The 16,114-nt window shown below is 31.9% G+C and carries 17 protein-coding genes and 1 pseudogene; 12 read left to right on the forward strand and 6 right to left on the reverse strand.

Annotated elements, in window-relative coordinates; all coding sequences use genetic code 11:
• Window position 1: 1 nt before the first annotated feature.
• Complete coding sequence (locus HMPREF2658_RS10775; RefSeq protein ID WP_000286884.1) at window positions 2-694, forward strand: 6-carboxyhexanoate--CoA ligase; 693 nt, start codon at window positions 2-4, stop codon at window positions 692-694.
• A gap of 10 nt (window positions 695-704) precedes the next feature.
• The gene (locus tag HMPREF2658_RS10780; protein WP_000200952.1) at window positions 705-1,172 is read left to right on the forward strand and encodes a QueT transporter family protein; all 468 of its coding nucleotides are present in this window, start codon (window positions 705-707) and stop codon (window positions 1,170-1,172) included.
• Between the two features lie 58 nt (window positions 1,173-1,230).
• Here HMPREF2658_RS10780 and hlgB read toward each other — a convergent pair whose 3' ends face one another.
• From hlgB to sbi, 4 genes are all read right to left on the reverse strand, one after another.
• A complete protein-coding gene (gene hlgB / locus HMPREF2658_RS10785; protein WP_001056918.1) occupies window positions 1,231-2,208 on the reverse strand; it encodes a bi-component gamma-hemolysin HlgAB/HlgCB subunit B in 978 nt (325 codons plus the stop codon).
• A 1-nt stretch (window position 2,209) separates the two neighbouring features.
• A complete protein-coding gene (hlgC, locus tag HMPREF2658_RS10790) occupies window positions 2,210-3,157 on the reverse strand; it encodes a bi-component gamma-hemolysin HlgCB subunit C (protein WP_000916696.1) in 948 nt (315 codons plus the stop codon).
• 567 nt (window positions 3,158-3,724) lie between these two features.
• Window positions 3,725-4,654, reverse strand: coding sequence for a bi-component gamma-hemolysin HlgAB subunit A (hlgA, locus tag HMPREF2658_RS10795; RefSeq protein ID WP_054194513.1), 930 nt, complete (start codon window positions 4,652-4,654; stop codon window positions 3,725-3,727).
• 535 nt (window positions 4,655-5,189) lie between these two features.
• Entirely contained in the window at window positions 5,190-6,503 is a 1,314-nt protein-coding gene (gene sbi / locus HMPREF2658_RS10805; RefSeq protein ID WP_000792549.1) for an immunoglobulin-binding protein Sbi, read from the reverse strand.
• A 94-nt stretch (window positions 6,504-6,597) separates the two neighbouring features.
• On the opposite strand from sbi, the gene HMPREF2658_RS10810 reads away from it, so the two are divergent.
• The 3 genes from HMPREF2658_RS10810 (at window position 6,598) to HMPREF2658_RS10820 (ending at window position 9,010) form a co-directional block, all read left to right on the forward strand.
• Complete coding sequence (locus HMPREF2658_RS10810; protein ID WP_001791249.1) at window positions 6,598-6,702, forward strand: hypothetical protein; 105 nt, start codon at window positions 6,598-6,600, stop codon at window positions 6,700-6,702.
• Between the two features lie 428 nt (window positions 6,703-7,130).
• Window positions 7,131-7,997, forward strand: a complete 867-nt coding sequence (locus tag HMPREF2658_RS10815) for a cation diffusion facilitator family transporter (RefSeq protein WP_000019132.1) — start codon at window positions 7,131-7,133, stop codon at window positions 7,995-7,997.
• Window positions 7,998-8,323: 326 nt separating this feature from the next.
• Window positions 8,324-9,010: a 2,3-diphosphoglycerate-dependent phosphoglycerate mutase gene (locus HMPREF2658_RS10820; protein WP_001125208.1), complete on the forward strand. Its 687-nt coding sequence runs from the start codon at window positions 8,324-8,326 to the stop codon at window positions 9,008-9,010.
• A gap of 153 nt (window positions 9,011-9,163) precedes the next feature.
• On the opposite strand, the gene HMPREF2658_RS10825 is transcribed toward HMPREF2658_RS10820, so the two are convergent.
• Window positions 9,164-9,268 (reverse strand): putative metal homeostasis protein, encoded by a 105-nt coding sequence (locus HMPREF2658_RS10825; RefSeq protein ID WP_000762708.1) that lies wholly within the window; start codon window positions 9,266-9,268, stop codon window positions 9,164-9,166.
• A gap of 173 nt (window positions 9,269-9,441) precedes the next feature.
• Here HMPREF2658_RS10825 and mdeA point away from each other — a divergent pair, with 173 nt between their 5' ends.
• From mdeA to HMPREF2658_RS10845, 4 genes are all read left to right on the forward strand, one after another.
• Window positions 9,442-10,881: a multidrug efflux MFS transporter MdeA gene (gene mdeA / locus HMPREF2658_RS10830; protein WP_000038955.1), complete on the forward strand. Its 1,440-nt coding sequence runs from the start codon at window positions 9,442-9,444 to the stop codon at window positions 10,879-10,881.
• A gap of 120 nt (window positions 10,882-11,001) precedes the next feature.
• A complete protein-coding gene (locus HMPREF2658_RS10835; protein ID WP_070854408.1) occupies window positions 11,002-11,781 on the forward strand; it encodes a transporter substrate-binding domain-containing protein in 780 nt (259 codons plus the stop codon).
• On the forward strand, window positions 11,762-12,481 hold the full coding sequence (locus tag HMPREF2658_RS10840) for an amino acid ABC transporter permease (RefSeq protein WP_000479573.1): 720 nt from the start codon (window positions 11,762-11,764) through the stop codon (window positions 12,479-12,481). The genes HMPREF2658_RS10835 and HMPREF2658_RS10840 overlap by 20 nt, the downstream gene beginning before the upstream one ends.
• Window positions 12,478-13,209: an amino acid ABC transporter ATP-binding protein gene (locus HMPREF2658_RS10845; protein ID WP_000615468.1), complete on the forward strand. Its 732-nt coding sequence runs from the start codon at window positions 12,478-12,480 to the stop codon at window positions 13,207-13,209. Before HMPREF2658_RS10840 ends, HMPREF2658_RS10845 begins: the two co-directional genes overlap by 4 nt.
• 96 nt (window positions 13,210-13,305) lie before the next feature.
• Here the strand turns inward: HMPREF2658_RS10845 and fmhA are convergent, their stop codons facing one another.
• Entirely contained in the window at window positions 13,306-14,556 is a 1,251-nt protein-coding gene (gene fmhA, locus HMPREF2658_RS10850) for a FemA/FemB family glycyltransferase FmhA (RefSeq protein ID WP_054194512.1), read from the reverse strand.
• Between the two features lie 254 nt (window positions 14,557-14,810).
• Here fmhA and HMPREF2658_RS10855 point away from each other — a divergent pair, with 254 nt between their 5' ends.
• The 3 genes and pseudogenes from HMPREF2658_RS10855 to HMPREF2658_RS14940 all read left to right on the forward strand — a co-directional run.
• Window positions 14,811-15,173: a DUF4467 domain-containing protein gene (locus HMPREF2658_RS10855; protein WP_000819842.1), complete on the forward strand. Its 363-nt coding sequence runs from the start codon at window positions 14,811-14,813 to the stop codon at window positions 15,171-15,173.
• 18 nt (window positions 15,174-15,191) lie between these two features.
• Complete coding sequence (locus tag HMPREF2658_RS10860; RefSeq protein WP_000162809.1) at window positions 15,192-15,791, forward strand: DsbA family protein; 600 nt, start codon at window positions 15,192-15,194, stop codon at window positions 15,789-15,791.
• 18 nt (window positions 15,792-15,809) lie between these two features.
• Window positions 15,810-15,904, forward strand: a pseudogene (locus HMPREF2658_RS14940) (hypothetical protein); the annotation flags it as partial.
• Between the last annotated feature and the right edge of the window lie 210 nt (window positions 15,905-16,114).

Consider the following 16,114-nt stretch of genomic DNA (forward strand, 5'->3'; position numbering starts at 1 on the left):
CATGTATAGTATAAAAATGCGTTCTAGCAATCAAGATGTTCATATTAGTGGTGCTGAAACGATTTGTGAGTTTGACAAAATAGAACAGACGGTACAAAGGTTTTATAATAAAGGTTTTTTTCATGAAAATGGGCAACCAGATTTTCTCAATATAAAAATACAAAAAATCATGGAACCGATTCAACAAATAAAAGCATTACAAATTATTGAGGATGATAAAGCAAATCTCCAAAATTTAACACAAGAATGTGGTGTCACTGAACAAGCGCTAAATCAAGGGATGACATATATTAAAAATGAAACGGTTTATACAGGAGCTATTATTCTATCTGCTATATCTGGTAAACGTTTAGATTCATTTGGACAAAGGGGGATTAGGGCAACACATTTTTCGTTTGAAGATATAAATAATAAAGGTGATCTTAATGAAAGAGTGACTGATGCCTTAGCAATTGCTAGTTGTATCAATGCGCATCCGTATGTCAAAGGAGAACTTTGCGTGTCCGATGACTTAACGTATACGACAGGTTATTTTGCCTCTGCTAAAATTGGTTACCATCGATTATTTGATATTAAACCAGTTAATACGAGATATGGAGGCAGAATAATATTTGTGGACGATCGTATTGATTTAAATCATTACATATCATTTTTAGAAAGCACACCGAAGCAAGTTGTTTATGAAACGGTATAGGGGTTTTAGTATGACATCAAAAGATATTACTCAAATTAGTGTCATTGCTGCGATTTTAACCATTTTGGCAGTTTTGAAAATACCATCCATTATACCAGGATTAGATTTTCAATTATCTGCACCGGCAGCATTATTAATATTAGCTTTCTTTGGAATTAAAAAGTACTTTTTAGGTGGGCTTTTATCAAGCGTATTATTGCTGATATTTGGCGTATTTAATCCAATTAATGTGATTATTTCTATTATATTTAGAGTTATAGCTATTGCAGTTGTTTATTTATTGAAAATAAATGTACTATCATTAGTTTTAGCAAGTGTATTAGGCAGCTTGGTATCAAGGTTGATACTATCGGTCATTTTAAATTTACCTGTGTGGGTCGTGTTATTAAACGCGATTCCAGGCGTAATATTCACTTTAATTGTAGCTATTCCTTTATATCTCACATTGAGAAAAAGAATGGCAGTCTTACTAAGGTGAATTTAACAAAATTAAAACACGGTCGTCACAATTAGTGTGGGCGACCGTGTTTTTGTACCTATTTATTGATTTCAGTTTCTTTTGTATCTAACAATTTCACTTTGTGATTTTCCCAATCGATTTCATATGTTGATTTGAATGTTCTTGTTTTGTAGTTTTTATAATTCGCGCCTGCCCAGTAGAAGCCATTCCAACGAATTTGGTATAAGTCCATTTCACGTTGATAAGTTACTGTAATTTTAGATTTTTTAGCGCCATCTTGTCTGTGTGATAGCACGCTTAAAAATTCTGGATTAAAGTTGCTTCTTGATAGTAATGGCATTTGGTGTTGCGCTATGAAGTTTTGGCCAGCGTATGCACTGCTTTGTCTGCCAGCTAAGAAGAGTTCATTACCATATGTTGGGTGGAAGCTATCTCGTCCATAAGGCCCCCAACCATTATTCATAATTTTATGTGCTTCTACACCCCAACCGACATTTTTATAATTTGTGTTGCGACTTAAAGTTGTTCTGTAACTTTCTTGTTTGTAATTGATTGTTTCAGAAAAAGCAGTGTTTCCGTTAAGTCCGCCAGATAAACCATTAGAGATACTAATGTCACCACCGAATGTATAGCCTAAAGTGTTTTGAACTTGAAATTCTTCATTTTGATTTTTAGGTGCATAGTCTACTACGTTAACCGAATCATTAGATTGTGAACTGATAGACACATTGTATTTTGCACCCCAATATATTTTTGAAAAGTCGTAGTCTTTAGGATTTGGTCTTTCATAACCTGAGTTAATATTACCTGCAGCTTTAAGCACTAAAGTATCTTTATCATAACTTTTATCTTTGATGAAATTGAATGTTAAAATCTGTGAAATTTTGAATTTATCTGAATCTGCTGTAGCTGTAGTTTTGTATAAAGTAACTTTATCATCTACTTTTTTGACGCTAACTGGTGTGATTTTGCCTTCAGCATTTGCAGTATTAGAAAGTAATAATAATGCCATAGACGTAGCAACGGATGATTTGACTAATTTATTCATGTTCATATCAATTCTGTCCTTTCACTTTGATTTCGTGAGTCTTCCAATTGACTTCATATTTCACAGTGTAGTTTCTATTTTTAAATGCATTATGGATTCTGTGACCATCTAAATAACTGTTGCCATAATGTGTTGATCTTTTAATGGCATGAGTGACATCCATATTTCTTCCATAAGTGATTTCAAATTCGCTCGTGTCGCCTGAACCTTTTTCATGAGATACTGTTGCGATAAATGAAGGGTTAAAACCACTTTGCACTAGAGGTGGTAATTCGCTGTCTGGAACAAAATAATCTCTTGGATCTTTGCTATGTGGTTTGTATCCTACGAATAAATCGCTATCAAATGCTGACTTTTGACCTGATGCAGTGACAAATGAATTCGCTTTGACACCCCATAAAACACTTTTTGAGTTTTGTTGTTCCACTTCACTAACATAATTTTGTTGTGTATAGCTAATCGATTTTGAGTAGTTAAAGGATCCATTACCACCGAGTGATGGGGCTGATTGGAAATTACCGCCGATGTTGTATCCTAATGTTTGACTCACATTTGTAGATTCAATTTTATTTTTCGGTAAATAATTGATTAAAGAAACATTTGGATCATTTGTTTTTAACCCAATATTATATTGGAAGGGCCAACGCATAGATTTAATATGATTTGTATTTTTATAGTTATAATATGTTGTTCGAGAGCTAATGAATCCTTGCATCTTTAAGATCAAAGCATCTTTGTTATATTTTTTATCCTTCACAAAGTCGAATTGGATATTTTGAGTCACGCCCCATTTATTACTTGTTTTATCTTCTGTCCGTTTGATAATTTCTACATCGTTTCCTTTACCGATGTCTTCAGTATCATTGGCAGCTTTAGCTTTTTCTAATAACGGATTGGCAAGAGGGGCAAGTAAGCTCACAGATAAAGTTGTAGCTAATATTTTATTTTTAAGCATAAGTTTCACTTTCTTTCTATAATTTTATTTAACTTAATTAAATAATAATATATTTTGAACGTTATTATAATTAACTGTTCATTAACAATTGACCATTATCAACTTTTTTTGCAATTAAGTTAAAAATGCCATAATTCCGTTCGATTTAACCTTTTTTGTTTGGAATGCTAAAAGCTAATTTTGTGAGAAATATAGTTAATAAAACCTTGGTATTGTTGACAGTTGTAAACATTTTAAGGCAACCGATTGCACGAATGTCTTGCTTTTATTTTTAATTAATGTTTGTAAAATGCAAATTGTTCTTTTTTGCGATTTTTGATGAATCCATCTAAAAGTTAATTATTTATTAACTTGAGAATATTTATTTAAGCTTTCAAGTTAAATTGCTTCATTTGTATTATTTGTTTATCTATTATGGTGCGATACTTTGTTCTTATAAAAATCAGTTGTTATTATTAAATTTAATGTACGATAAAATAATTTAATGTTATGAGGCTGATTCAATATGTTAAAAAATCCTGAGACAAGTATGAAGTGTCCCAGGATTTTATAAAATGATTGAACTGTTTACTTAGGTGTGATGCTTTTAATTTTTACTTCATGTGTTTTCCAGTTCACTTCATATTTAACTGTAACGTTTCGGTTTTTAAAAGCATCATGTTTTCTATCAACGGCTAAACGATGTCTTGTCACGTATGCATATGTAGCATCCATGTTTCTGCCGTAAGTGATTTCAAACTCGCTTTTATCACCTTTACCTTTTTCGTGTGACAATGTTGTAATAAATGATGGATTAAAGCCACTTTGAATTAAAGGAGGTAGTTGATTATCTGGGACGAAATAGTCTCTTGCTGCTGGACCAGTTGGGTCTTGTGCAAATAAGTATTGATCATATGCAGATACTTGACCATTCGGTGTAACGAATGAATTTGCTTTCACTCCCCATTTAACACCTTTAGAGTTCTGACTTTCTACTTCAGTAACATAGTTTTTTTGATTATAACTAATTGTTTTAGAGTAGTTGAATGAGCCACTGCCTCCGATTGATGGCGCTGATTGGAAGTTTCCACCGATATTATAGCCTAATTTCTGACTAACATCTGCTGAATCAATTTTATTTTTAGGAAGATAATTGATTAAATCAACATTAGAGTCTTTCGTTTTCAAACTGATATTATATTGAAATGGCCATATCATTCTTTTAATATATGGATATTTTTTTAAGTCTGAATATGTTGTTCTAGAGCTGATGAAGCCTTGCATCTTAACAACTAGGGCATCTTTGTTATATTTTTTATCTTTTACAAAATCAAATTGAATGTTTTGAGTTATAGCTAATCGTTTGCTAGTAATGTCTTGTGTTCTTTTGATGATTTCTGCACCTTGGCCGATATCTTCTGTCTTATTTTCTGCTTTAGAAATTTCTATAAATGGATTGGCTAAAGGGGCGATTAAACCAACTGCTAAAGTTGCTGTTAATATTTTATTTTTAATCATAGAAATCACTTTCTTTCTATTTAATTTTAAGTTCATATATATAATAATCTATTTGTAAGCGTTTTCGAATTAACTATTCGTTAAAAGTTAATTACTATCAACATGTATTGAAGAGACATTTTTAGTATTGTTAAAGGATGTTTTTACATTAAGTTATGTTTAAAAGATTTATTGATTGCAGGCGTTTATATAGCGACATAACTATGTTTTGCAAGTCTTATTCTATTGAATTGTTGTTTAATTAAGGTGCTTGAAGTGGAAGAGGAATGAACTACGCAATAGTTTGTGAAAATTTGAAGTTAATAAAGTTGAGCTGATTCAACTAAATGATGAACTATTCGTTAACGATGTAAGGATTATTTAACAAGTTGCAGGTAAAAAAGTGAGCTGACAAATAGCGAAGAAACATTTAATTGATGGAAAATGAAAAAAGAACCGCAGATTCGATTGAGAATCAACGGTTCTTTTTAATCACGGTTTATTACGAAAATTATTTAAAAAATGATGTAAAACTAGAGAAGATATTTTTGATAGATTATTTCCAGAATGATTTGAATATGCCTGTTAAAGCGTTTTTGAAAGTTGTTGCTGTTTCTTGAGCTTTAATTGCTGTTTTTACTAATTCTGGTTTTTGGTAAAATGCGTATAACACTTTACCAGTGTTGATTGACTCAGTTACATAGTTTCTTACTTGTGCATATGATTTAGCTAAATTCCCGCTTTCTTTGCTTACTTCAAGAGGTTTAATGTATGAACCATAGCCACTACCGATAGTTGTTAAAACTGTTTTATCAATCAAACCTTTATATTGGTAATATTTATTATAGTAGTACTTTGCTGTATCATATTTTTCTTTATAGCTTTTATAAGTATCTGTTAAATACTTGTAACCATAGTTAAATGAATCTTTTAATGATTGGTAGTAACCTAATAATTTAGATTGAGGAACCTCAACTTTTGGTGATTGAATTTGAGGGACTTCAACTTTCGGTGATTCTGCTTTAGGTTTTTCAATTTGTGGTGATTGAATTTGAGGAGCCTCAACTTTTGGCGCCACTTTCTTTTCAGCATCTTTTTGAGCTACTAATGCGTCTAGTTGTTTCTGTAAGTGCTCTTTTACATCCATAGGTGCTTTGTTAACTTCACGTTGTGCTAAACGTCTGTTTTCAATTGAATCTTTTTCATTTAATTTTGAGATTGCATCATTTGCTGATTTCACACGCTCATCATGACGAACGATTGCTTTTTCAATTGAAACTTTTTCTACAAAGCGGTTATTTTTATCACGTAAATCTTTAGGTAATTTTGAGTTAGCTTCATATGCTGCTGATTTATCGTGTGGTGCTTTGTTATCTTGGAAATCTTTAATTGCTTTATCCGCATTTTCAATATTTTGACGTTCTTTAGCTTTAGAAGATTGTACTGATTCTACCCAAACTTGTTGGCTTCTATCAGGGTTTTCTTTAATTTGTGCAATGTAATTATTTTTTTCTTGTTCAGTTAAGTTATCATTTTTAAGAACATTGTAAAAAGCGTTTTGTTGTGCAACACGACGATCAGGGTTCTTACTGTCTTTTAGTGATTCAGAGAATACTTCTTGAGCACGTTCTGGGTGTTCACGCAATGTTTTGATGTATTGGTTACGTTGTTCTTCTGTGATACCTTTTAGGTGTAATACTTGATAAAAAGCTTTTTGTTGATCTGTTACATAGTTGTTTTGAGTTGTTTGGTGCTTAGTTGAAGATTGTTGCGTGTTTTCACTCGCTTTTGCTTCCCCATTTGAAATCATTGTAGCTAAAGTAATTGTTGCTGCCCCAACTAGCAACTTCGAGATATATTTATTTTTCATGTGTATTCCCTTTCTTTTTACATATTAAATTTATTGTATGCTTTTAGAATTTATCACATGAGAATACAAATGGAAATTAACTAATTATTAACTAATGTTAACTAATAGATTAACTAGTGTTAACTATGTAAAAAAGCGTTTAATTCAGAACATTCAGCGTATTTTAAGTAAGAAAGTACTATATGGAGAAATGCAATAGTTTGCTAATAAATAGAGGAGAAAATTGTCTTTCGAAGAGAGTTTGGTAGAGTAGAAATCTCATTTGATTTGTCACTGAGGCACTTTTTCTTCTATATAATTAGGTCACGACATTAGATAGCTTCGCAACTCATGCATAGGGTCCCAACATAGAAACTTTCGAGACGAAAGTTAACAAGCAGGAAGGGTTGGGCACCTTTCTAACAAATAAATTTGAAGAAGACGGAGGAACGCAGTTGGACGTAAAACGTCAACTGCATAAGCCTTTCTAACAAATAAATTTGAAGAAAGGCTAAAAAATATTTTTAGGGGTTGCGAATGAATAAATTAGTTTAATTTTATAAAAATTTATAAAAAATAAAAACGTTGTAAATTTAAAATAAATCATTCATAATGTTGTTACTATACTAATTCAAGGTGGTTCAACGCATGTCTCATAATGAAAATCTTAAATTGGCGCAACGCGGTGCTTATTTGAGTTTAATTGTATATATAATCTTATCTATTGTTAAGTATGTCACGGGTTTTGTCTTTAACTCTGCAGCTGTAAGAGCCGACGCATTAAACAATATGACGGATATTATCGTTTCTTTAGCTGTTATTATTGGATTGAAAATTTCAATTAAACCTGCCGATCGAAATCATCCTTATGGCCATTTGAAGTCTGAAAATATTTCTTCATTATTGGTGTCATTTGTCATTATGTTTGTAGGTATCCAAGTAGTTATTCAAAATGCACCTCGTTTGTTCAAAGAAGATGACGTTGTACCTAACGAAATAACAATTATCGTCAGCTTAATCAGTGGCCTTGTAATGTTGATTGTATTTGCAGTCAATCAAAGACTAGCGAAAAGAACGAAAAGTAGTTCTTTAAATTCTGCTGCCAAAGATAATTTATCAGATAGTTTAGTCAGCATTGGAACGGCGATAGGATTAATTTTTACGCAAATCGGTTTCCCAATTGTCGATATTATTTTAGCAACATTGCTAGGCTTACTAATCGTTTATACTGGTTTTGGTATTTTTAAAGAAGCAATTTTTATGTTGAGTGATGGTTTCAATGAAACTGAATTAGAAGCGTATCGAAATGATATTTTAGAAGTTGATGAAGTACAAGAAGTTAAAAGTATTAAAGGCCGTTACCATGGAAGTAGTGTGTTTATTGATGTCACAATTGTTGTAGATGCTAACCTTTCCTTAGTAGAAGCGCATCAAATTTGTGACAATGTCGAACATCATTTGCACAAAAAAGGTATTTCCTCAGTATATGTTCACCCAGAACCAGACCATCTATAATGTATTTAAACGTCTTCATAGATATATAAATATCTGAGGAGGCGTTTTTATTACATTTATTTTTAGGTGCACCTAAAAATATTTTTTAAACCTTAGAAAAATGACGGACAAAGGTGTATAATATGATTTGTTATTAGGTGGTTATTGATTCATTTATGAATTAAAAAATGAAAATGGGGAATAGGATTTATGTATTTAATGTCTAGTGATAATTGATTTAATCATTGAATTTTAAAACATATTGAAAAGAAAATTGCTAAGATTAAATCATCTTAAAATATCCCTGAAATAACGTCCTAAAGATTAAAGGAAAGAGGTTATAAGTTATGCCAAAATTAATTTTATGTCGTCATGGACAAAGCGAGTGGAATGCTAAAAACTTATTTACTGGATGGGAAGATGTTAATTTATCTGAACAAGGTATTAATGAAGCGACTAGAGCAGGTGAAAAAGTAAGAGAAAATAACATTGCCATCGATGTAGCTTTTACATCGTTATTAACACGTGCTTTAGATACAACGCATTATATTTTAACTGAATCTAAACAACAATGGATTCCAGTATATAAAAGCTGGCGTTTAAATGAACGCCACTATGGTGGATTGCAAGGCTTAAATAAAGATGATGCTAGAAAAGAATTTGGAGAAGAACAAGTACATATTTGGCGTCGTTCTTATGATGTGAAACCACCTGCTGAAACCGAAGAACAACGTGAAGCTTACTTAGCTGATCGTCGATATAATCATTTAGATAAACGTATGATGCCTTATTCCGAAAGTCTGAAAGATACTTTAGTTCGAGTGATACCATTTTGGACAGATCATATTTCACAATATTTGCTAGATGGTCAAACGGTATTAGTTTCTGCACACGGAAATTCAATTCGCGCATTGATTAAATATCTTGAAGATGTGTCAGATGAAGATATCATTAATTATGAAATTAAAACAGGTGCACCGCTTGTTTATGAATTAACGGATGATTTAGAAGTTATAGATAAATACTACTTATAAAAAAAGAGCTGCATATACACAAGGAGTGAGTGTATATGCAGCTCTTAAATATGTGAAGTAATGTAAGGAAATAGTTAAGTATAGAGCTTATATTAACGAGCTAGGGATACTCGAAAATATAGTTAGACATACAATATAGTCAAATTAAAACAATTATTTCGCTCTTTTGTGTTGCTTAATAATCTTTAAAGCACGCTTTCTTGTTTTAATGTTAGGGCTATTTAAATTACGACGAGCAGTCTGTAAATCTAATTTCATCTCTATCCCTCCTTGTAAATATATTATGACTGATAACTACTCATATGTAAATAGTAATGATTACGTTTTAAAGAAATTGTAATAAAGTCGTGCTAATTTTTTTGAAAATGGGTATAATTACCGGATATCTAAAAATGTGTGTCGTTTTTTAGATGGTGAGGGGGAAGCTTTAAATGTCGAAGAAACAAAAATTAACGATGATTATTACTATGCTGATGGGTGGATTTTTTGGATTATTAAATGAAACACTATTAGTGACGGCTTTACCAAGTATTATGAAAGATTTTGAAATTTCATATACACAAGTTCAATGGCTGACAACAGCTTTTTTATTGACTAATGGGATTGTTATTCCTTTGTCCGCGCTTGTTATACAACGTTATACAACAAGACAAGTGTTTTTAGTGGGTATTTCTATCTTTTTCTTAGGTACATTACTCGGCGGTTTGAGTCCGCACTTTGCAACATTATTAGTTGCTAGAATTATTCAGGCGTTAGGTGCAGGTATTATGATGCCATTGATGATGACAACGATTTTGGATGTTTTCCAACCGCATGAACGCGGTAAATATATGGGAATATTTGGTTTGGTAATTGGTTTAGCACCAGCTATTGGACCTACACTTTCAGGTTACCTTGTTGAATATTTTAACTGGAGATCGCTTTTCCATGTTGTCGCTCCAATTGCAGCTGTGACATTTTTAATTGGATTTAAAACGATAAAAAATGTTGGAACTACAATTAAAGTACCTATTGATTTTATTTCTGTCATTTTTTCTGTACTAGGTTTCGGCGGGTTATTGTATGGAACGAGTTCAATTTCTGAAAAAGGTTTTGATAATCCTATCGTATTAGTATCTATGATTGGTGGTATTGTTTTAGTCGCATTATTTGTATTACGTCAATATCGGCTATCAACACCATTATTAAATTTTGCAGTATTTAAAAATAAACAATTTACAGTTGGTATCATTATTATGGGTGTCACAATGGTATCGATGATTGGTTCGGAAACGATTTTACCAATTTTTGTGCAAAATTTATTGCATCGTTCAGCTTTAGATTCTGGGTTAACTTTATTACCAGGAGCAATTGTTATGGCATTTATGTCGATGACTTCGGGTGCTTTATATGAAAAGTTTGGTCCTAGAAAGCTTGCTTTAGTAGGTATGGCGATTGTTGTTATTACTACGGCTTATTTTGTTGTAATGGATGAACAAACATCAACAATCATGTTGGCAACGGTTTATGCGATTCGAATGGTTGGTATCGCCTTAGGTTTAATTCCTGTTATGACGCATACAATGAATCAATTAAAACCTGAAATGAATGCACACGGTTCATCTATGACAAACACAGTACAACAAATTGCTGGTTCTATCGGAACAGCTGCATTAATTACTATTTTATCTCATGCAAGTAAAAACTTTTCTCCAACTATGTCAGACTATAATGGCATGAACAAAATTGAGATGATGAATCAAATTAAAATTGATACGATGTTACATGGTTATCACGCTGGATTTTTATTTGCATTATTGATTACAGTGATTAGTTTCTTTTGTTCATTTATGTTACAAGGAAAGAAAAAAGAAGTTGATTCACATCAATAAATATAAGTTGCTAGCTATATAACGCTTTTTAGCAAAAGTTCAACATATTGACTTATCTGGCGATTCAGATTAAAATATTTTTATTCCGATTAGAATAATAAGAATAAGGAGATATATTCTATGAAAAGACTTTTATTTGTGGTGATAGCTTTCGTTTTCATATTAGCTGCATGTGGGAACAATTCGTCTAAAGACAAGGAAGCTAGTAAAGATAGCAAGACAATTAATGTTGGTACTGAGGGGACTTATGCACCATTTAGTTTCCATGATAAAGATGGTAAGTTAACTGGTTATGATATCGATGTTATTAAAGCAGTGGCTAAAGCAGAAGGATTAAAACTTAAATTTAACGAAACTTCTTGGGACTCTATGTTTGCAGGTTTAGACGCAGGGCGTTTTGATGTAATCGCGAACCAAGTGGGTATTAATCCTGATAGAGAAAAGAAATATAAATTTTCTAAGCCTTACACATTCTCGAGTGCTGTTTTAGTTATTCGTGAAAATGAAAAAGATATTAAAGATTTTGATGATGTTAAAGGTAAGAAGTTAGCACAAACATTCACATCTAATTATGGTAAATTAGCTAAGGATAAAGGTGCTGATATTACAAAAGTTGATGGCTTTAACCAATCAATGGATTTATTATTGTCTAAGCGTGTTGATGGTACATTTAATGATAGTCTGTCATACTTGGATTATAAAAAACAAAAACCTAATGCTAAGATCAAGGTAATCAAAGGTAACGCTGAACAAAGTAAATCTGCATTTGCATTTTCTAAAAAAGTGGATGACGAAACAGTTCAAAAATTCAATGATGGCTTGAAAAAAATCGAGGAAAACGGTGAATTAGCTAAAATAGGTAAGAAATGGTTTGGTCAAGATGTTTCTAAATCTAAATAGTGAACAACTACATGCACTTGATGCTGCAAAACAAGCTTTTGGGCCTATGCTCGAAGGTTTGGTGAAATATTCAATTCCAATTACCCTCGTAACATTTGTATTAGGGTTAATCATTGCATTATTTACAGCATTGATGCGCATTTCAACGAGTAAAGTTTTAAGAAGTATTGCACGTGTCTATGTATCTATTATTCGTGGGACACCTATGATAGTACAATTATTTATCATCTTTTATGGTATTCCAGAATTAGGTAGATTATTAACCAATGATGCAGATAATCAATGGACATTGGCGCCTGTGGTCGCTGCCATTATTGGCTTGTCATTAAATGTAGGTGCATATGCTTCAGAAATTATTCGCGGCGGTATTATTTCTATACCAAAAGGACAAACGGAAGCTGCATATTCTATTGGTATGACATATCGTCAAACGATACAACGCATCATCTTACCGCAGGCAATTCGAGTATCGATTCCTGCACTAGGTAATACATTTTTAAGTTTAATCAAAGATACATCATTATTAGGATTTATTTTAGTGGCTGAAATGTTTAGAAAAGCTCAAGAAGTTGCGTCTACAACATATGAATATTTAACAATTTATGTGTTAGTTGCGCTAATGTACTGGGTGGTATGCTTTATTATTTCAATAATCCAAGGTATCTACGAATCTTATATTGAAAGAGGGTATCGCTCATGATTCAATTGAACAATATCCATAAATCATTTAATGATGTTGAAGTCATCAAAGGTATTGATTTATCTGTTGGCAAAGGTGAGGTTGTAACCTTAATTGGCCGATCTGGGTCAGGTAAAACAACGTTGTTACGAATGATTAATGCGTTAGAAATTCCAACTGAAGGTACAGTTTATGTTAACGGCAAAACATACACATCTAAAGATAAAAAATCACAAATAGAAGTTCGTAAACAGTCTGGTATGGTATTTCAAAGTTATAACCTTTTTCCGCATAAGACGGCATTAGAAAATGTAATGGAAGGTCTTATCACAGTTAAAAAGTTGAAAAAGGATGAGGCGCGTGGGAAATCACTTGAGTTACTTGAGAAAGTTGGTTTAACACATGTCAAAGATCAACGTCCACATGCATTATCAGGTGGTCAACAACAACGTGTTGCTATTGCAAGAGCACTAGCAATGAATCCTAAAGTGATGTTGTTTGATGAACCAACATCTGCACTTGATCCTGAACTTGTGAATGATGTGTTAAAGGTTATTAAAGATTTGGCTAATGAAGGCATGACAATGGTCATTGTGACACATGAAATGCGTTTTGCTAAAGAAGTATCTAATAACATTGTATTTATTCATGAAGGCATGATTGGAGAACAAGGGGCTCCTGAAGAGATTTTTAACAATCCAAAAACTGAAGAACTAAAACGTTTTTTAAATGTTATTAATGAAGAATAAACAAATAGAACCACGTATCATGTTTTAATATGGCGATGATGCCATATACATGATGCGTGGTTCTTTGTTATATTCTAGATGTTACAGCATAAACTGTTAACGGCGTTTATGTTTTAAGTATGTTTGTAATTTGTGAAGCATAGGTTTGATAGGCTTAATAAAGTCACCGATATACTCTTCTACGTGTGCGTTAAATCCTTTTTTGAATTGTTGTACGCCATAGTCTTCTGCTGACTCTGAAAAATCACCAGTAATGCCATAAAAATTATAGCGATCAATATGATGCGCTTTAGCAAACTTAATCATTTCCCACTGCAAATGGTAGGCACCCATATAAGCATTATATTTAGGATTTGAACCACTAGATAAGTAATAAACTTCATGTTCATTGTAGATAAACAAAGCAGAAGCTAAGTTTAACACTGCACCATCTTGTTCAATTTGTTCTATTGTATTATCGATTTTACGCTTATTGCTATTCAGCTGTTGTTCTAGCTGTGTGCGTTTCGTTTTATTTTTCTTTGAATTAGGACTTTCTTCCAATGCCTCTTCAACACCTGAGAGTTCAGCTGTTAGTTGCTGTTGCTTTAATTGTAACGTTTTTAAATACTCGTTTAAATCAATATACGCCAACTTTAACATGGCGTGGTCATCGTATAACTTTTGCATTTCTTCAAAGTATGGTAACTCACGGAATTTGAAACCATGCTTTTCTTCGGCCATATGGAATAAGTCGAAAAAGGTTTGCGTTTCATCAATCGTTAACGTTTTAGTTTTGACACCAATATCATATGTTTTTTTAATATTACGTCTCGTTTGATAATCCATTTCTTTTAATAACTGGTCTTCTGTTTTATCCTTTAAATCTAATACAGATAACCAACGGATTTGACTCATTGAATCATAACCGACTGGAAAACCTTGATGCTTATAGCCTAATGTGTCCATTGTTCTAACAAATGCTCGGTTGTCATAAGACTTAACAATTTCACCTTCTGCATTGCGTAAATTTTCAATTAAATATGGATCTATAAGGACATATAAACAATTTTGTTTCTTTAAATATGACGTTAATGCTTTAAAGAAAAATGCTACTAATGATTGATTTGTATAATCCATCACTGGCCCGCGATGAGTATAAAAATATTTGAAAAATTTAAGTGTGCGTGCTTCTGTCAATAAGCATCCTGCAATCACTTGGCCATTGTCATCTTTAACCCCTACAAGATGCACATCGCCTTTTAAATCAACTCTATGATTGTAATGAATAGCTGATTGTGTGTAATGTGAAAAATGCTTTGTTGTAAACGCATTGAACTCATCCGAAGTCAACGTTACAAAGTTCATTTTATCCCATCCCTCTCTGAATTGAACTGTAATTTTTGAATTTATATATAATGCTATTTTTTTATTTTATCAAAAACTGATTGCAAATACACATAGAAAATGAAATATATTTTTCTTTGACTATACATAACTGTTATTTCTTTGGATATTTATATTAAATGCATTGGTAGTAGTTGTAGCGCATTGATGTTTGACGGTGTATAGTATTAATTATATTGAAAGTTAGTTGGAAGTTGATAGTAGGAGTGGGAACATTGAAGCGATTTGTGGCGACGGTATTATTATTACTAGTCTTTATATCAGGATGTGGTAATGATAAATATGTGAAAGAAATAGATGAAGCAGTTAAAATTCAAAATCAAAAACAAGAACAACTTGCCAAAAAAGGCAACGGTGATCGTGTTGATCATTTTGAACGCAAAGATGCTAATATTTATGTCTATGATAAGGATAAAATTATCATTTTAGCTTATAAACCTTTGAGTAATGATGATGAAGTGCATTATTATGCATATGATTTTAGTGATGAACGTGTATCATATAAGCAAGATTTTGATTCGAGACGATATTATCAACAACATGATGCGGATTATCATGAAGAAAATATGACGAACTAGATATGAACAGGAGTTATTATGACTAAAAAATTACTAACATTATTTATAGTGAGCATGTTAATTTTAACAGCTTGCGGTAAAAAAGAATCAGCAACGACATCTTCGAAAAACGGCAAACCATTAGTTGTCATATATGGCGACTATAAATGTCCTTATTGTAAAGAATTAGATGAAAAAGTCATGCCAAAGTTGCGTAAAAATTATATAGATAATCACAAAGTGGAATACCAATTTGTCAATTTAGCTTTCTTAGGTAAAGACTCAATTGTTGGTTCGCGTGCGAGTCACGCAGTATTGATGTATGCACCTAAATCATTTTTAGATTTTCAAAAGCAATTATTTGCTGCCCAACAAGATGAAAATAAAGAATGGTTAACAAAAGAACTATTAGATAAACATATTAAACAACTGCATTTAGATAAAGAGACGGAAAATAAAATTATAAAAGATTACAAGACAAAAGATAGCAAGTCTTGGAAAGCTGCAGAGAAAGATAAAAAAATAGCTGAAGATCATCATATAAAAACGACACCAACTGCATTTATTAATGGCGAGAAAGTTGAAGATCCATATGATTATGAAAGTTATGAAAAATTATTAAAAGATAAAATCAAATAGTCTTAATTGTTGAGATAAGTAAGTGATACCAATTTATTAGGACAATATGAAAGGCAATTTCTATTAGCAATATGATAGAGATTGTCTTTTTTCTTATATTACGACGTTCGTAAATACTATAAAGTTTTCTGTATCATATTTGTACAATAGTCATGTATTAGATAAAACGAAAAGTGGTAAATACCTAAAGTATGATTCGACTTTATATTATTTATAAAAACAGTGCTTGTATTTTAAGTAGCATGAGTATATAATTTTAAAACGTAAAGATTACTATTTAGGAGGGTGACTATGAAAAAGAAATTAGGTATGTTACTTCTTGT

It is taken from the genome of Staphylococcus sp. HMSC062H10, assembly GCF_001836945.1.
Taxonomy (GTDB): Bacteria; Bacillota; Bacilli; order Staphylococcales; family Staphylococcaceae; genus Staphylococcus; species Staphylococcus aureus.